15 protein-coding genes are annotated in these 16,831 nt (G+C 65.1%); 5 read left to right on the top strand and 10 right to left on the bottom strand.

Annotation, left to right across the window (positions count from 1 at the left end; translation table 11 throughout):
- Positions 1 to 66: 66 nt before the first annotated feature.
- The 8 genes from rseP to rpsB all read right to left on the bottom strand — a co-directional run bounded on the left by rseP (position 67) and on the right by rpsB (position 7,764).
- Positions 67 to 1,449: an RIP metalloprotease RseP gene (rseP, locus tag LDZ26_RS05425; RefSeq protein WP_244848506.1), complete on the bottom strand. Its 1,383-nt coding sequence runs from the start codon at positions 1,447 to 1,449 to the stop codon at positions 67 to 69.
- Positions 1,450 to 1,456: 7 nt separating this feature from the next.
- On the bottom strand, positions 1,457 to 2,674 hold the full coding sequence (locus LDZ26_RS05420) for a 1-deoxy-D-xylulose-5-phosphate reductoisomerase (RefSeq protein WP_244848505.1): 1,218 nt from the start codon (positions 2,672 to 2,674) through the stop codon (positions 1,457 to 1,459).
- A 19-nt stretch (positions 2,675 to 2,693) separates the two neighbouring features.
- A complete protein-coding gene (locus LDZ26_RS05415) occupies positions 2,694 to 3,506 on the bottom strand; it encodes a phosphatidate cytidylyltransferase (protein ID WP_244848504.1) in 813 nt (270 codons plus the stop codon).
- On the bottom strand, positions 3,500 to 4,282 hold the full coding sequence (gene uppS / locus LDZ26_RS05410; RefSeq protein WP_244848503.1) for a polyprenyl diphosphate synthase: 783 nt from the start codon (positions 4,280 to 4,282) through the stop codon (positions 3,500 to 3,502). Before uppS ends, LDZ26_RS05415 begins: the two co-directional genes overlap by 7 nt.
- A gap of 84 nt (positions 4,283 to 4,366) precedes the next feature.
- Positions 4,367 to 4,927, bottom strand: a complete 561-nt coding sequence (gene frr / locus LDZ26_RS05405) for a ribosome recycling factor (RefSeq protein ID WP_159835988.1) — start codon at positions 4,925 to 4,927, stop codon at positions 4,367 to 4,369.
- A gap of 104 nt (positions 4,928 to 5,031) precedes the next feature.
- The gene (gene pyrH / locus LDZ26_RS05400; protein ID WP_159835987.1) at positions 5,032 to 5,745 is read right to left on the bottom strand and encodes a UMP kinase; all 714 of its coding nucleotides are present in this window, start codon (positions 5,743 to 5,745) and stop codon (positions 5,032 to 5,034) included.
- A 250-nt stretch (positions 5,746 to 5,995) separates the two neighbouring features.
- Positions 5,996 to 6,877 carry a translation elongation factor Ts gene (tsf, locus tag LDZ26_RS05395; RefSeq protein ID WP_244848502.1) on the bottom strand — a complete coding sequence of 294 codons (882 nt, stop codon included), beginning with the start codon at positions 6,875 to 6,877 and terminating at the stop codon, positions 5,996 to 5,998.
- 134 nt (positions 6,878 to 7,011) lie between these two features.
- Positions 7,012 to 7,764 carry a 30S ribosomal protein S2 gene (gene rpsB / locus LDZ26_RS05390; RefSeq protein ID WP_087043768.1) on the bottom strand — a complete coding sequence of 251 codons (753 nt, stop codon included), beginning with the start codon at positions 7,762 to 7,764 and terminating at the stop codon, positions 7,012 to 7,014.
- Positions 7,765 to 8,142: 378 nt separating this feature from the next.
- Between rpsB and map the strand changes: the two genes are divergently transcribed.
- The 5 genes from map (at position 8,143) to LDZ26_RS05370 (ending at position 14,097) form a co-directional block, all read left to right on the top strand.
- On the top strand, positions 8,143 to 8,952 hold the full coding sequence (gene map / locus LDZ26_RS05385) for a type I methionyl aminopeptidase (RefSeq protein ID WP_244848501.1): 810 nt from the start codon (positions 8,143 to 8,145) through the stop codon (positions 8,950 to 8,952).
- 76 nt (positions 8,953 to 9,028) lie between these two features.
- Positions 9,029 to 11,614, top strand: coding sequence for a [protein-PII] uridylyltransferase (locus LDZ26_RS05380; RefSeq protein ID WP_244848500.1), 2,586 nt, complete (start codon positions 9,029 to 9,031; stop codon positions 11,612 to 11,614).
- A gap of 709 nt (positions 11,615 to 12,323) precedes the next feature.
- Complete coding sequence (locus LDZ26_RS25645; RefSeq protein WP_370650680.1) at positions 12,324 to 12,845, top strand: hypothetical protein; 522 nt, start codon at positions 12,324 to 12,326, stop codon at positions 12,843 to 12,845.
- A gap of 56 nt (positions 12,846 to 12,901) precedes the next feature.
- Positions 12,902 to 13,645, top strand: coding sequence for an rRNA pseudouridine synthase (locus tag LDZ26_RS25640; RefSeq protein WP_350029192.1), 744 nt, complete (start codon positions 12,902 to 12,904; stop codon positions 13,643 to 13,645).
- 215 nt (positions 13,646 to 13,860) lie between these two features.
- Positions 13,861 to 14,097, top strand: a complete 237-nt coding sequence (locus LDZ26_RS05370; RefSeq protein WP_244848498.1) for a hypothetical protein — start codon at positions 13,861 to 13,863, stop codon at positions 14,095 to 14,097.
- Positions 14,098 to 14,157: 60 nt separating this feature from the next.
- Here the strand turns inward: LDZ26_RS05370 and def are convergent, their stop codons facing one another.
- Positions 14,158 to 14,688: a peptide deformylase gene (gene def, locus LDZ26_RS05365; protein WP_244848497.1), complete on the bottom strand. Its 531-nt coding sequence runs from the start codon at positions 14,686 to 14,688 to the stop codon at positions 14,158 to 14,160.
- Positions 14,685 to 16,763 (bottom strand): NAD-dependent DNA ligase LigA, encoded by a 2,079-nt coding sequence (gene ligA, locus LDZ26_RS05360; protein WP_244848496.1) that lies wholly within the window; start codon positions 16,761 to 16,763, stop codon positions 14,685 to 14,687. The genes def and ligA overlap by 4 nt, the downstream gene beginning before the upstream one ends.
- Between the last annotated feature and the right edge of the window lie 68 nt (positions 16,764 to 16,831).

Here is a 16,831-nt window from a genome sequence, read left to right as displayed (position 1 = left end):
AGTATTTAAAGCTGCATTCGTTCCGGCGGTCGCGTGAGGAGCGCCGCCAGACATTATCAAAGTGGATCAGAAACGGATCAGGCGAGTCAGGTCGTTGAAGAGCGCGATCATCGACAGAGCGACGATGCAGACCAGCCCCGCCCGCTGCAGAACCAGCTGCCAGCGATCGGACACGGCTTTGCCGGTAACGGCTTCAACCAAATAATATAACAGATGCCCACCGTCCAGAACCGGAATCGGTAACAAGTTCAACACACCCAGGCTGATGCTGACGAGCGCCAGGAAAGACACGAACGCGGTCAGACCGAGCCGCGCGCTCTTGCCCGCGTAGTCCGCGATGGTGACCGGGCCGGACAGGTTTTTCAGCGACGCCTGCCCGACGATCATGCGGCCGAACATGCGCAGCGAATACACGCTGATGTCCCAGGTCCGATTGACGCCGAGACGCAGGCTTTCGAGCGGACCGTAGCGCACGTCGACGGTCGGCAACTGGTTCGCGAGCGCCGCGCCGATGCGACCCATGTCCTTGCCCGTCGCCGCGTCGCGCTTCACGTCGGGCACGATCTGTACCGAAGTCCGCTTGGCATCGCTGCCCGCGCCGCGCTCGATCTGAAGCGTCACGGGCTTGCCGCCGTGCGCCTTCACGTAGTCGATGAAGCTCGTCGCGTTGTCGACCGGACGGCCGTCGATCGCGCGCAGCCGGTCGCCGGCGACGAGACCGCTCTTCTGCGCCGCGCTGCCCGGCTCCACGCCCGCGACCGTCAGCGTGCCGCCGCCCGGCGCGAAGCCGAGCTTGTCCATGAAGTCCTGTTCCGCATCGGCGTCCGTTATGCCCGCGACGTTGACCGGAAAGTCGAACGTGCCATCGTGCGTCTTCGCCATCAGCACGACGCGCCGGTGATCGAACGACGCGTCGAGCAGCTTCCAGCGCAGGTCGGACCACGAGCGGATGGGCTCGGTCTCGCCGCCTTGCGCGTCGCGCATCGACACGATCTTCTCGCCGCCCTCGAAGCCCGCGCGTGCGGCGGCCGTCGCGGGCGCGGGCGTCGATACGATCGCCTGCGGTTCGGTCACGCCGCCCGCGAAGACGGCGGAAAAGAGCGCAATCGCGAGCAGGAAATTCGCCACCGGCCCGGCGGCGACGATCGCGATGCGCTTGATGACCGGCTGCCGGTTGAATGCGCGCGGCAGGTCCTCGGACGGGATGCTGTCTTCCGTCTCGCGCTCGTCGAGCATCTTCACGTAGCCGCCGAGCGGCAGCGCCGCGATCGTCCACTCGACGCCGGTCTTCTTGCTGACCCAGCGCACGAGCGGCTTGCCGAAGCCGACCGAGAACCGCAACACCTTGACGCCGCATAGTCGCGCGACGCTGTAGTGACCGAATTCGTGGACGACGACGAGCACGCCAATCGCGACGACGAAGGCGACGATTTCGGTCAGGAAGTTCATGACGGCCTCAATGGGCGATGGGTTCCGCGCCTGGCGCGCTCGCAGTGAGCTCTGCGACGAAACGGGACGCGAGACGGCGCGCGCTGGCATCGGCGGCGAGCACGTCGTCGAGCGATGCGGCGCTCGTGTTCGGCAAGGCGCTCAGCACCCGCTCGACCACGCCGCCGATCGACATGAAGCCGATGCGCCGCGCGAGAAACGCTTCGACCGCGATTTCGTTTGCCGCGTTCAACGCCGCGCTCGCGATGCCGCCGGCTTCGAGCGCGTCGATGGCGAGCGCGAGACACGGAAAGCGCGCGAAATCGGGCTTTTCGAACGTCAGCGACGCGATCTGCGCGAGATCCAGCGGCGCGACACCCGACTCGACGCGATCCGGGAACGCCAGCGCATGCGCGATCGGCGTGCGCATGTCCGGATTGCCGAGTTGCGCGAGCACGGAGCCGTCGGCGTACGACACCATCGAGTGAATCACGCTTTGCGGGTGAATCAGCACTTCGATGCGCGAGCCCGGCAGATCGAAGAGCCAGTGCGCCTCGATGACTTCGAGGCCCTTGTTCATCATCGTCGCAGAGTCGACGGAAATCTTGCGGCCCATCGCCCAGTTCGGATGCTTGCAGGCTTCGTCGGGCGTGACGTCCACGAGCGTCGAAGGCTCGCGCGTGCGAAACGGACCGCCGGACGCCGTGAGAATGATCTTCGACACGCCGCCGTGCAGGCGCGCCTCGCTGTCCGCGCAGGGCGGCAGGCACTGGAACACGGCGTTGTGCTCGCTGTCGACCGGCAAGAGCACGGCGCCGTTGTCGCGCACGGCGTCCATGAAGATCTGGCCGGACATGACCAGCGCTTCCTTGTTCGCCAGCAGAATGCGCTTGCCGGCGCGCGCGGCGGCCAGCGTCGGCGCGAGGCCCGCCGCGCCGACGATCGCCGCGACCACGGTATCGCACTGCGCGGCGCGGGCGACATCGACGAGCGCGTCCGGGCCGTACGTCACTTCGGTCTTGCTGCCGGCGGCGCGCAACGCCGCGGCGACGCGCGCGGCGGTTTCGGCATCGCCCACGACCGCTACTTCGGGCTGGAAACGCAGGCACTGCGCGACAAGTTTGTCGCCGTTACGGTGAGCGGTGAGCGCGTAGACCGAGAACCGGTCCGGGTGCCGCTCCACGACGTCGAGCGTGCTGTCGCCGATCGAGCCCGTGGAGCCGAGCAATGTAAGACGTTTTTGCATGAAATCTTCTCTGGCCGATCTATCCGAGCATGAGCAATGCGATCGGCAATACCGGCAACAATGCATCGATGCGGTCGAGCACGCCGCCGTGGCCCGGCAGCAGACCGCTTGAGTCCTTGACGCCGGCCTGGCGTTTCAGGAGCGATTCGAACAAATCGCCGACCACGCTGAACGCCACCAGCACGGTGAGCGCGACGAGCGCGCGCGCCCAGCCGAGATGTCCGACGAAAGCGGAAAACACGGTCGGCGCATAGACGCCGGTGGCCGCCGCCAGCGAGCCGATCACCATGACGGCCGCCCAGCCGCCGATGGCGCCTTCCCACGTCTTGCCCGGGCTGATGGACGGCGCGAGCTTGTGGCGGCCCAATGCTTTTCCGGCGAAGTATGCGCCTATGTCAGCCAGCCAGACGACTAGGAGAAGCGATAGCACGAACGCGACGCCGACGGTGCGCGCCGCGACGACTGCATGCCAGCACGCGACGAACACGATGATTCCGGCGAAAAGCAGGAACGCGCGCCACGCGCCGCCTGCCAGAACCGGCTTGCGCAAGAGCGCGTACGGTCCCGCGAGCACCCAGAAAATCGCCGTCATCTGGAAAAGCGCCTTTGGCGCGACGCCGAGGTACGTGCTGAAAATGAGCGCGAGCCCCGCGACCAGCGCGTACGCCACGGGCCCTGCGCCGTTGAGCTTCAGCAGGCGTCCCCACTCCCACGCGGCGAACACGACGACGAAACCGATCAGCGCGCCGAATGCGCCGATCGGCGCGAACAGCGTGACCGGCACGAGAACCGCCAGCAGCACGATTGCCGTGATGACACGGGTCTTTAGCATGAAAGGGTGTCGGCCTTCTGCGATTGGGACGCGAGTTGCGCACTGGTGCGCCCGAAACGGCGCTCACGGTCGCCATACGACGCAATTGCGCGGTCGAGCGCGTCGGCGTCAAAATCGGGCCAGTAAGTGTCGGTGAAATAGAACTCGGTGTACGCGAGCTGCCACAGCAGGAAGTTGCTGATGCGCTGCTCCCCGCCCGTGCGAATGAAGAGGTCGGGCTCCGGCGCGTAAGCCATGGCGAGATGCTCGGCGAACGACTCGTCGTCCACGCGGGCGGGCGTGCCCTGTTCGAGCGATTGCGCGATGAGCTTCTTCGTCGCCTGCATGATGTCCCAGCGCCCGCCGTAATTGGCCGCGATGGTCAGCGTGAGGCGCGTGTTGCGCGCGGTCTTGGTTTCGGCGCGCTGAATGAGCGCGCGGATGCGGTCGTCGAACATGGAAATGTCGCCGACGACGCGCAGGCGAATGCCGTTGGCGTGCAGCTTGCCGATCTCGCGTTCCAGCGCGGTCACGAAAAGCCGCATGAGGAACGACACTTCTTCCGTCGGACGACGCCAGTTTTCGGAACTGAACGCGAACAGCGTAACGAATTCGACGCCGCGCTTGGCGCAGCTTTCGACGGTCGCGCGGACCGCATCGACGCCGCGCGTATGACCGGCGACACGCGGCAGGCGCCGCTCGGTCGCCCAACGGCCGTTGCCGTCCATGATGATCGCGACGTGGCGCGGGACAGCCGCGACATCGGGCACGCGAACGGTAGAGCTGGTATAGGTCATGGCCGCTGAATCTTGTAATCGACGGGAAATGAAAAGCCAGCCTGGGTTTTTGGTCACCCGAGGCTGGCAGGACCGGTTAGGGCCTCACACCGTCATGATTTCGGCTTCTTTCGTCTGAACGAGCTTGTCGATTTCCGCCACGAATTTGTCGGTGAGCTTCTGAACGTCGTCACTTGCGCGGCGCTCGTCGTCTTCCGAGATCTCCTTGTCTTTCACGAGCTTCTTCAGCTGCTCGTTGGCGTCGCGGCGCAGATTGCGCACCGCGATCTTCGCCGTTTCGCCTTCGCTCTTCACGACCTTCGTGAGTTCGCGGCGGCGCTCTTCGGTGAGCGCGGGCATCGGCACGCGGATCAGATCGCCTTGCGTGGCCGGGTTCAGGCCGAGATCCGATTCGCGGATCGCCTTCTCGACGACGGCGACCATCTTCTTTTCCCACGGCTGCACGCCGATCGTGCGGGCGTCGACGAGCGTCATGTTCGCCACTTGCGAGATGGGCACGTTCGAGCCGTAGTAATCAACCTGGATGTGATCCAGCAGGCCGGTGTGTGCGCGGCCCGTGCGGATCTTGGCGAGATCGGCCTTGAATGCTTCGATCGATCGCTGCATCTTCTGATCGACGCCCTTTTTGATGTCAGCCACACTCATTTGAACCTCCAAAACCTGGGTTTACTGGCGATGCGGGCGCCCGCTTCGCCCTCACCCGGCGCGGTTCACGCCGGGGTGCGCGCGGCGCCCGATTACGCGAGAGTTTACACGTGGACGAGCGTCCCTTCGTCGTCGCCTTGCACGATGCGCTTGAGCGCGCCGGCCTTGGTGATCGAAAACACGCGGATCGGCAGTTTCTGGTCGCGGCACAGGGCGAAAGCCGTGGCGTCCATCACCTGCAGATTGCGGCCGATCGCCTCGTCGAAGCTGATCGTGCTGTAGCGCGTCGCGCTCGGGTCCTTCTTCGGGTCGGCGGAGTATACGCCATCGACCTTCGTCGCCTTCAACACCACTTCGGCGCCGACTTCCGAGCCGCGCAGCGCGGCAGCGGTATCGGTCGTGAAGAACGGATTGCCCGTGCCGGCCGCGAAAATCACGACCTTGCCTTCTTCGAGCTGGCGAATGGCGCGCGGGCGAATATACGGCTCGACCACCTGATCCATGCGCAGCGCCGACTGCACGCGCGCCTCGATGCCCGCGTGGCGCATGGCGTCCTGCAGCGCGAGTGCGTTCATCATCGTGGCGAGCATGCCCATGTAGTCGGCCGTCGCACGGTCCATGCCGGCCGCGCCGCCCGCGACGCCGCGGAAGATGTTGCCGCCGCCGATCACGACGGCCAGTTGCGTGCCCATCCGCACCACTTCAGCGACGTCCGCCACCATCCTTTCGATTGTTGCGCGATTGATGCCGAAAGCATCGTCGCCCATGAGGGCTTCGCCGGAGAGTTTGAGAAGTACGCGTTTGTAGGCTGTGGGCATATGAGGTTCCGATCGCGCCGAGGAGGGTTGCAACAACGTAGAACTGTAGGGGTGAAACAATAGTTACCGCAAGCGGCCCGGATCGGACTGACGGGCGCGGCATGTACGGGTTAACCCGAACCTACCGCGCCCGCCACATGATGCGAACCGGAACGCCTTGAATCGTGCGGCAGATGCATGATGCGGTCCGCCGCGGTGTTCGCTTCGACGCGGCGCCGCGCCATTTGCGCGCAGGCGCCGCGGATACCGCTTATGACTGTTTGGCCGCCGCGACTTGCGCCGCCACTTCGGCTGCGAAGTCGTCCTGGCGCTTCTCGATGCCCTCGCCCACGACGAACAGCGCGAACTTCTGCACCGACGCGTTGGCCGCCTTCAGCATCTGCTCGATGGTCTGCTTGTCGTTCTTCACGAACGGCTGGTTCAGCAGCGACACTTCCTTCAGATACTTCTGGATGCTGCCGTCGACCATCTTCGCGACGATCTCGGCCGGCTTGCCCGACTCGGCGGCCTTCTGCTCGGCGATGCTGCGCTCTTTCGCGATCAGGTCCGCCGGCACTTCGTCCGACGACAGCGAGACCGGCTTCATCGCGGCGACGTGCATGGCGACGTCCTTGCCGACTTGCTCGTCCGCGCCCGTGAACTCGACGAGCACGCCGATGCGCGTGCCGTGCAGGTAGGACGCCAGCTTGTTCGACGTTTCGAAGCGCACGAAGCGGCGGATCGACAGGTTTTCGCCGATCTTGCCGACGAGCGCGAGACGCACGGCGTCGACCGTGTTGCTTTCGTACGGCATGGCCGACAACGCAGCCACGTCAGCAGGATTGCTCTTCGCGACCAGCGCCGCGATGCCCTTGCCGAACGTCATGAAGTCGTCGTTCTTCGCGACGAAGTCGGTTTCGCAGTTCAACTCGACGAGCGCGCCCACGCCGCCTTCGACGTGCGCCACGACGATGCCTTCGGCCGTCACGCGCGATGCCGCCTTGCTCGCCTTGTTGCCGAGCTTCACGCGCAGCAGCTCTTCAGCGCGCGCCATGTCGCCGTCGGCTTCGGTCAGCGCCTTCTTGCATTCCATCATCGGCGCATCGGTCTTCGCGCGCAGTTCTGCCACCATGCTTGCGGTAATTGCCGCCATCATTCGCTCCTTGAGTCTGTTTGATACGTGCCGCCGGCGTCTGCGCCCACGGCAAAGATTGGTTCAACCATCGCGCCGACTAAAAAAAAGGGGCCTTTCGCAAAGCCCCCTTTTTTGTCGGCCACAGGGCTCGATTACGCCTCTGCGTTGACCTCGACGAACTCGTCGCCTTCGCCGTTGCGCACAGCCTGAACGACGTCGTTCACGGCGTTCGCGCGCCCTTCGAGGATCGCGTCCGCGACGCCTTCGGCGTACAGGGCCACGGCCTTCGACGCGTCGTCGTTACCCGGGATCACGTAGTCGATGCCTTCCGGCGAGTGGTTCGTGTCGACCACGGCGATGACCGGAATGCCGAGCTTCTTCGCTTCGGTGACGGCAATCTTGTGGTAGCCGACGTCGATCACGAAAATCGCGTCCGGAATGCCGCCCATGTCCTTCACGCCGCCGATCGACTTTTGCAGCTTGGCGATTTCACGTTCGAACAGAAGGGCTTCCTTCTTGCTCATGCGCTCGGTTTCACCCGACTCGACCGCTGCTTCCATGTCCTTCAGGCGCTTGATGGACACTTTCAGCGTCTTGAAGTTCGTCAGCATGCCGCCGAGCCAGCGGGCGTTGACGAACGGCATGCCCGCGCGCTGGGCTTCCTGCGCGATGGTGTCGCGCGACTGGCGCTTCGTGCCGACGAAAAGAATCGTGCCGCGATTCGCTGCCAACTGGCGCACGTACTTCAGCGCGTCGTTGTAGAGCGGCAGCGTCTTTTCGAGGTTGATGATGTGAATCTTGTTGCGATGACCGAAGATGTACGGGGCCATCTTGGGGTTCCAGAAGCGCGTTTGGTGACCGAAGTGGACACCGGCTTCCAGCATTTGACGCATCGTGACTGCCATGAAATTCTCCGCGAGGGTTGGGTCTTAAGCCGGCTGCCGCATCCTGCGCCCGGTTCAGCATCTCTCGCTCACCAGACGCCGGACACCCTGGGTGCGCCGGCTTGAGTTTCGGCTTCAGTTTCGAATCAGCGCCGCGTTGTAAACCGCGAACGCTCTCAGCCTTGCCCACTCCGAGTGGACTAAGACTTAGCCCATGAGTATAGCATGTGACGATTACGCCGCTCAAGCCGCCCGATGCCCGCAAAAAGCGGCGCGCGAACCGGCTGCGCCCTGGCGCGCGCCGCAGAATCGCGCTGCGGCGCCTTTCCTAAGGTGCGATAATGCCGGCTTCGCGGCTCACGCCCGCCTCCCTGCAAAACCGCGCATTCAGAGCCCGTCATGTCCATTACGCTGAAAAACGAACACGATATCGCGCACATGCGCGTCGCCTGCCGGCTCGCCAGCGAAGTGCTCGATTTCATCACGCCGCATATCGTGCCGGGCGTGACCACCGAAGAACTCGACCGCCTCTGCCACGAATACATGGTGAAGGAACAGGGCACGGTTCCCGCGCCGCTCAACTATCAGCCGCCCGGTTATCCGCCGTATCCGAAGGCCACCTGCATCTCCGTCAACGACGTGATCTGCCACGGCATTCCCGGTGAGAAGGTGCTGAAGAACGGCGACGCGCTCAACATCGACATCACGGTAATCAAGGACGGCTACTTCGGCGACACGAGCCGCATGTTCATCGTCGGCGAGGGCTCGATTCTCGCGAAACGCCTCGTGCAGACGACCTTCGACTGCATGTGGCTCGGCATCGATCAGGTGCGCCCCGGCGCGCACCTGGGCGACATCGGCCACGCCATTCAGAAGCACGCCGAAGCGCAGGGCTACAGCGTCGTGCGCGAATACTGCGGCCACGGCATCGGCACGGTGTTCCACGAGGAGCCGCAAGTGCTGCATTACGGGCGGCCGGGCACGGGCATCGAATTGCAGCCGGGCATGATCTTCACCGTCGAGCCGATGATCAACGCCGGCCGGCGCGACATCCGCACGATGCCCGACCAGTGGACCGTCAAGACGCGCGACCGCAGTCTGTCGGCGCAATGGGAGCACACCGTGCTCGTCACGCCGACGGGCTACGAAGTGCTGACGGTGTCCGCCGGCACGCAGGCGCCGTCGCAACTGATCGCGGCTGCGGCCTGACGCCTGCGCCAATGCGCTGCGCGCCGCGCGCGCAGCCGTCTTCCGCCGTTCCATTCACCTCTCGCCGATCCGTCCCATGAGCGTCACTGCCGTCGTCGCCTCGCCTTGCGAAACGCTGCGCGCCGCCTACAAGGCGGCGAAGGCGGCACTCATCGAACGCTTCGAGACGGCATCGAATGTCGACTCGTTGATGCAGGCGCTCGGCCGCGCCACCGACGACGCGCTCAAAGGCGCCTGGTCGGCATCCGACATGCCGGCGAGCGCCACGCTCGTCGCGGTCGGCGGCTACGGGCGCGGCGAGCTTGCGCCCTACTCGGACGTCGACATTCTCGTGCTGCTGCCGGACCCGGTGCCGCAGGCCGAGGAGGCCGACATCAACGAACGCGTCGAGCGCTTCATCGGCATGGCGTGGGATCTCGGGCTGGATATCGGCAGCAGCGTGCGCTCGGTCGAGCAATGCATCGCGGAAGCCGCCAACGATGTGACCGTGCTTACGTCGCTGCTCGAAGCGCGGCGCCTGTGCGGCGACGCGGCGCTCTTTTGCCGCTTCACGGAGCGCTATCGCGAAACGCTCGATCCGCGCGCCTTCTTCCAGGCGAAGGTGCTGGAGATGCGGCAGCGTCACGCGAAGTTCCAGGACACGCCGTACAGCCTGGAGCCGAACATCAAGGAAAGCCCGGGCGGCCTGCGCGACCTGCAATTGATCCTCTGGATCACGCGGGCGGCGGGGTTCGGGTCGAGCTGGCGCGAACTGGATGCGCGCGAGCTGATCACCGAGCGCGAAGCGCGCGAACTGCGCCGCAACGAAGCCTTTCTGAAGACGCTGCGCGCCCGCCTGCATGTGATCGCCAAGCGCCGGCAGGACATTCTCGTGTTCGACTTGCAGACGCCGCTCGCCGAGAGCTTCGGCTTCAAGGCGACCGCCGCCAAGCGCGCGAGCGAACAGCTGATGCGCCGCTATTACTGGGCCGCGAAAGCCGTCACGCAGCTCGCCACCATCCTGATCCAGAACGTCGAAGCGCAGCTGTTCCCGTCGACGTCGGGCGTCACGCGCGTGCTGTCGGAGCGTTTCGTCGAAAAGCAAGGCATGCTCGAAATCGCGAGCGACGACGTGTTCGAACGCGAACCGCACGCCATTCTCGAAGCCTTCCTGCTCTACGAGCAGACGCGCGGCGTGAAGGGCCTGTCCGCGCGGACACTCCGTGCGATCTACAACGCGCGCGAGATCATGGACCGCAACTGGCGGCGCGACCCGGAGAACCGGCGTCTTTTCATGGAGATCCTGAAGCAGCCCGAAGGCATCACGCATGCGCTGCGGCTCATGAACCAGACGAGCGTGCTCGGGCGCTACCTGTTGAACTTCCGGCGCATCGTCGGGCAGATGCAGCACGACCTCTATCACGTCTACACGGTCGATCAGCACATCCTGATGGTGCTGCGCAATCTGCGCCGCTTCGCCATTGCGGAGCACGCCCACGAATACCCGTTCTGCAGTCAGCTGATGGGCAACTTCGAGCGGCCGTGGGTGCTTTACGTCGCGGCGCTGTTTCACGATATCGCGAAGGGCCGCGGCGGCGATCATTCGACGCTCGGCATGGCGGACGCCCGCCGCTTCTGCCGCGAGCACGAGATGAGCGCGGACGACACGGAACTCGTCGTGTGGCTGGTGCAGCAGCATCTGACGATGAGCCATGTCGCGCAGAAACAGGACACGAGCGATCCGGAAGTCATCAAGCAATTCGCGTCGGTGGTGAAGACGGAGCGGCGTCTGACCGCGCTCTACCTGCTGACCGTGGCCGACATTCGCGGCACGAGCCCGAAGGTCTGGAACAACTGGAAAGGCAAGCTGCTCGAAGATTTGTACCGCGCGACGCTCGCCGTGCTCGGCGGCGCGCGGCCCGACACGCATTCCGAACTCAAGTCCCGGAAAGAAGCCGCGCTTGCGCTCCTGCGCCTCGAAACGGTGCCCGAGCACGCGGAAAAGCGGCTGTGGGATCAATTGGACGTCGGCTATTTCCTGCGACACGATCCGGCGGACATCGCGTGGCAGACGCGCGTGCTGTACCGGCACGTCGAGAGCGCCGCGCCGATCGTGCGCGCCCGTCCCTCGCCGATCGGCGCGGCGCTGCAGGTGCTCGTCTATCTGCGCGACCGGCCGGATCTCTTCGCCGGCATCTGCGCGTATTTCGACAAGAACGGCCTCTCCGTGCTCGATGCGCGCATCACCACGACGCGCCACGGTTACGCGCTCGACAACTTCCTCGTCGCGCATCCGGATCACGACGGGAGCTATCGCGATATTGCGAATCTCGTCGAGCAGCAACTGAGCGCGCGCTTGATGGACGAAAGCATTCTGCCGGAGCCGTCGAAAGGCCGTGTCTCGCGGCTCGTGCGAAGTTTCCCGGTCACGCCGCGCGTGGATTTGCGCCCTGACGAGCGTGGCCAGTACTACATCCTGTCCGTGTCGGCGAACGACCGGCAGGGCCTTCTTTATTCGATCGCGCGCGTGCTCGCGCAACACCGGATCGGCGTGCAGGCGGCGCGCATCAACACGCTCGGCGAACGCGTCGAAGACGTGTTCCTGCTCGATGGCCGAGGCCTGTCGTCGAACCGCACGCAGATCCAGGTCGAAACCGAACTGCTGCGCGCGATCGCAGCCTGAGACTTTATGCGCGTCAAACTGACAGCCAAACATCCGCGTCCCACGTCGTCGACGCGATCGCCGATCCGTTCCGGATCGATCACTGGGCGCAAGCCTGCGCGCGATGCCGCGCCTGAGAAGCCGCTGGTCAAGCGCGGAAAGCCGGCCGATGCGCGGGCGGGGTCGACCGGACGGTCGGAGGCGTCGGGCGAGCGGCGTGCTTTCAAGCCGCGTGATGCGGCTGGGGATCGCAATCGCGATACGCGCGGCGATGAGCGGCGTGCTTTCAAACCGCGTGGGGATGAGTCGCGTGCTGCGTTTGGCGATCGCGGTCCGCGTCGGGCGGCTGAAGGACACGGCGAGCGACATTCCCGCAGCGACGAGCGCCGTCCGTTCAAACCACGCGGGGATGATTCGCGCCCGGCATTCGGTGATCGCGGCCCGCGTCGGCCGGCGGAAGCGCGCGGCAACAGCGATTCCCGCAGCGACGAACGCCGTCCGTTCAAACCACGCGGCGATGATTCGCGTGCTGTGGGCGATCGTGGTCCGCGTCGAGCGACTGAAGGACGCGGCGATCGCGAATCGCGTTCCGACGAGCGGCGTGCTTTTAAGCCGCGCGGCGATGATTCGCGACCGGCTTTTGGCGATCGCGGTCCGCGTCGGGCGGCTGAAGGACGCGGTGAGCGCGATTCGCGTTCCGACGAGCGGCGTGCTTTCAAACCGCGCGCCGGTGATTCGCGGGCTGCGTTCGGCGATCGCGGCGGTCCGCGTCGGGCGGCTGAAGGACACGGTGAGCGACATTCCCTCAGCGACGAACGCCGTCCGTTCAAACCACGCGGCGATGAGTCGCGTGCTGTGGGCGATCGCGGTCCGCGTCGAGCGGCTGAAGCGCGCGGCGACCGCGATTCGCGTTCCGACGAGCAGCGTGCTTTCAAACCTCGCGGCGATGATTCGCGTCCAGCGTTCGGCGACCGCGGCCCGCGTCGAGCGGCCGAAGGACGCGACGATCGCGATTCCCGCAGCGACGACCGCCGCCCGTTCAAGCAACGCAGCGACGACCCGCGCCCGACTTTCGGCGATCGCGGCCCGCGTCGGCCGGCCGAAGCGCGCGGCGGCCGCGATTCTCGCAGCGACGACTCCCGCCCGTCATTCGGCGACCGCGGCCCCCGCAAACCGACTGAAGCACGCGATTCCCGCACAGACGACCGTCGCTCATCGAAAACGCACGGCGACGCTCCGCGAGCGGCCTTAGCAACCAACGAAGGAGCCCCCAAGAAACCCCACGCTCACGGCGACAACCTCGTTCGCCTGTCGAAAGTCATGTCCGAACTCGGCCTGTGTTCGCGCCGCGAGGCCGACGAGTGGATCGAAAAGGGCTGGGTGCTGGTCGATGGCGAAGTGATCGACACGCTAGGTTCGCGCATTCGCCCGGATCAGAACATCGAGATTCTGCCCGCCGCCCGCTCGGCGCAGTCGCAACTAGTGACCATCCTCTTGCACAAGCCCGTCGGCTACGTGTCGGGTCAGGCCGAAGACGGCTACGAGCCTGCCGTCACGCTCATCAACCCGTCGAATCACTGGGACGAAGACCGCTCGGGAATTCGTTTCTCGCCGGGACATCTGCGCACGCTCGCGCCGGCGGGCCGTCTGGATATCGACTCCACAGGCCTGCTCGTCCTGACGCAGGACGGCCGCATCGCGAAGCAGCTGATCGGCGGGCACTCCGAAGTGGACAAGGAGTACCTCGTGCGCGTGCGCTACGGCGAGCATACCGTCGATGTCGACCAGCACCTGCCCGCGGAGAAACTCGCGCTGCTGCGTCACGGCCTGGAACTCGACGGCGTGCCGCTCAAGACCGCCCAGGTGAGCTGGCAAAACGGCGAACAGCTTCGCTTCGTGCTGCGCGAAGGCAAGAAACGTCAGATTCGCCGCATGTGCGAGCTCGTCGGGCTGGAAGTCGTCGGCCTGAAACGCATTCGCATGGGACGCGTGACGCTCGGTGCGCTGCCGCCCGGCCAGTGGCGTTATCTCGCACCCAACGAGACGTTCTGATTCATCACACGTCGCAAAAACGCGACATCCGAAGTCCAAAAACGGCGCGATCGCTTATCGATCGCGCCGTTTTATTTTGTTCACATTTAGGCTAAAGAAAATCGGTCAAATGTCCGTTAGGTACGGAATGTCCGAGCACTTTTGACAGCCTCAACGCGTCGAGGACGGGCACCGGAATAACGGCAATCAGCATCAACGCTTCAAGGAGAATGGCCATGTCAGTTGAAATCATCGTTCGTGCGACGGAAACCGGTCTTGAAATCGTGAGCGGCCGACGACGGCTCGAAGCCTTGCTCGCCCTGCGTGATGAAGTCGTCGTGACGAGCCCCGGCATCGGAGAGATGGTGTTCGCCCGCCTGCCCGACGGCCGTCTGCAAGGCTCCGCCAATCCCAAGCACGTCGCGCTCTTTCGCCAGCCCGACACCGCGCGCGACCCTGAAACGTTGGCCTGAACGAAAAAACCCGCTTGCAGCAAGCGGGTTTTTTCGTGGGCGGTGCCTGAATCGGTCGGTTCAGTCGTCGCGCGGGTCGAGCCCCGGAAAAAGCACTTCGGTGAAGCCGAACTTCGAGAAGTCGGTGATGCGCATGGGATACAGCTTGCCGATCAGATGATCGCACTCGTGCTGCACGACGCGCGCATGAAAGCCTTCCGCGAGCCGTTCGATCGCGTTGCCGTACTGATCGAAGCCCTGGTAGCGAATCATTGAGAACCGCTGCACCGCCCCGCGCAGCCCCGGCACCGAAAGACAGCCTTCCCAGCCCTCCTCCATGTCGTGCCCGTTCGGCGTGATGATCGGATTGATGAGCACCGTCTCCGGCACGGGCGGCGCGTCCGGATAACGCTCGTTGTGCCCGAAGCCGAAGATGACCACCTGCAGATCGACGCCGATCTGCGGCGCGGCGAGTCCCGCGCCGTTCGCGTCGCGCATCGTGTCGAACATGTCCTGCACGAGCGTGTGCAGTTCCGGCGTGTCGAAATGTTCGACAGGCTGAGCAATGCGCAAAAGACGCGGATCGCCCATCTTGAGAATTTCCCGGATCATGGAGTGACTCCTTCCAATAGCTTCTTCATGCCGTCTTCGTCGACGACGGGAACCCCGAGTTCCTCCGCCTTGGCGAGCTTGCTGCCCGCCTCCGCGCCCGCCACCACGTAGTCGGTCTTTTTCGAGACGGAACCGGCCACTTTCGCGCCCGCCGCCTCCAGCATTTCCTTCGCTTCCTCGCGCGAGAGCGTGGGCAGCGTGCCCGTCAGGACTACCGTCTTGCCGGCGAGCGCCCCCTGCGGCGCTTTCGGCGCGGGCGGCCCTTCCGGCCACGACACCTTGGCGCGCAACTGCTCGATCACGTGCTGGTTATGCGCTTCGCTGAAAAAGTTGTGAATGGCTTCAGCGACGACCGGGCCGACATCGTTGACTTCCAACAACTGTTCGACCGATGCCGCCATGATCGGATCTAGCGAGCCGAAGTGCTTCGCGAGGTCCTTCGCCGTCGATTCGCCGACATGCCGGATGCCGAGCGCGTAGATGAAACGCGGCAGCGTCGTATGTCGCGCCTTTTCGAGCGAATCGAGCAGGTTCTGCGCCGACTTGTCGGCGAAACGGTCGAGCGCCGCGAGCGTCGAAAAGCCGAGATTGAACAGATCCGCAGGCGTGCGCACGAGGTTCTGCTCCACCAACTGGTCGATGATCTTCTCGCCGAGACCGTCGATGTCGAGCGCGCGGCGCTGCGCGAAATGCCGCAGCGCCTGCTTGCGTTGCGCCGGACAGAAGAGCCCGCCCGTGCAGCGCGCCACGGCTTCGTCCGGCAGGCGCTCGATCTTCGAGCCGCAGACCGGGCATTGCGTCGGCATGACGAACTCGCGGGCGTCGGCAGGACGGCGTTCGAGTATCGCGCCGACGACCTCCGGGATCACATCGCCCGCGCGGCGCACGGTCACCGTGTCGCCAATGCGGATGTCCTTGCGGCGCACTTCGTCTTCGTTATGCAGCGTCGCGTTGGTCACCGTCGCGCCGCCGACGAACACCGGCGTGAGCCGCGCCACCGGCGTGATCGCGCCCGTTCTGCCGACCTGCACGTCGATGGCCACGAGTTGCGTGAGGGCTTCCTGCGCCGGGAACTTGTGCGCGAGCGCGAAGCGCGGCGCGCGCGAGACGAAGCCGAGCTTGTCCTGCTCGTCGCGCCGGTTGACCTTGTACACGACGCCGTCGATGTCGTACGGCAGCTTCTCGCGCTTCTCGCCGGTCTTGCGGAAAAAACCCAGCAAGCCTTCCGCGCCTTCGACCACGCCGCGCTCCGCGTTGACCGGCAGCCCCATTTCGCGGTACCAGTCGAGGAGCGCCGCGTGCGTGTCGGGCATCTGAGCGCCTTCGAGCACGCCGATGCCGTACGCGAAGAACGACAACGGCCGCTGCGCCGTCATCTTCGGGTCGAGCTGGCGCAGGCTGCCCGCCGCCGCGTTACGCGGATTCGCAAACTCGCGCTGTCCGGCGTCGCGCTGGCGGGCATTCAGCCGGTCGAAGTCGCGCTTGAACATCAGCACTTCGCCGCGCACGTCGAGACGCTTCGGCACATTCGCGCCTTTGAGCGTCAGCGGGATCGAGCGGATAGTCCGCACGTTGGCCGTCACGTCCTCGCCAGTCGCGCCGTCGCCGCGCGTCGACGCCTGCACAAAGCGGCCGTCGTCATAGCGCAGGGAGATGGCCAGTCCGTCGAATTTCAATTCGCACGCGTACTGCACCGGCGCGTGGCCGAGCGCGTCGGACACGCGTTTGTCGAACGCGGCGATGTCTTCGTCCGCGAAACCGTTGTTGAGCGACAGCATCGGCACGTCGTGGACGACCGGCGCGAAACCTTCGGCGACCTGGCCGCCCACGCGCTGCGTCGGCGAATCCGGCGTGACGAGTTCCGGATGCGCCGCCTCGATGCCCTGCAACTCCTTGAAGAGCGTGTCGTATTCGGCGTCGGGCAAATCCGGCTGGTCGAGCACGTAGTACGCGTAGTTCGCGCGCTCGAGCTCCGCGCGCAGCCACGCGGCGCGCTCCTCCGGCCGGTCGGCGCTGGGCACGGGCGCGAGCGACTTGGCGGTGGCGGCGGATTCGGCTTTGGTTTTTGCGGACATGCGGCTTTCGAGGAATGAAATGAGTCAGTTGGACCGACCGTTCGATTGTCTCAGAAGATCGGTCGTCG

Origin of the sequence: Caballeronia sp. SL2Y3 (genome assembly GCF_022879575.1) — a bacterium.
Classification (GTDB): Bacteria; Pseudomonadota; Gammaproteobacteria; order Burkholderiales; family Burkholderiaceae; genus Caballeronia.
The sequence above is the reverse complement of the archived record's forward strand: the minus strand, read 5'-3'. Positions and strand labels throughout refer to the sequence as shown.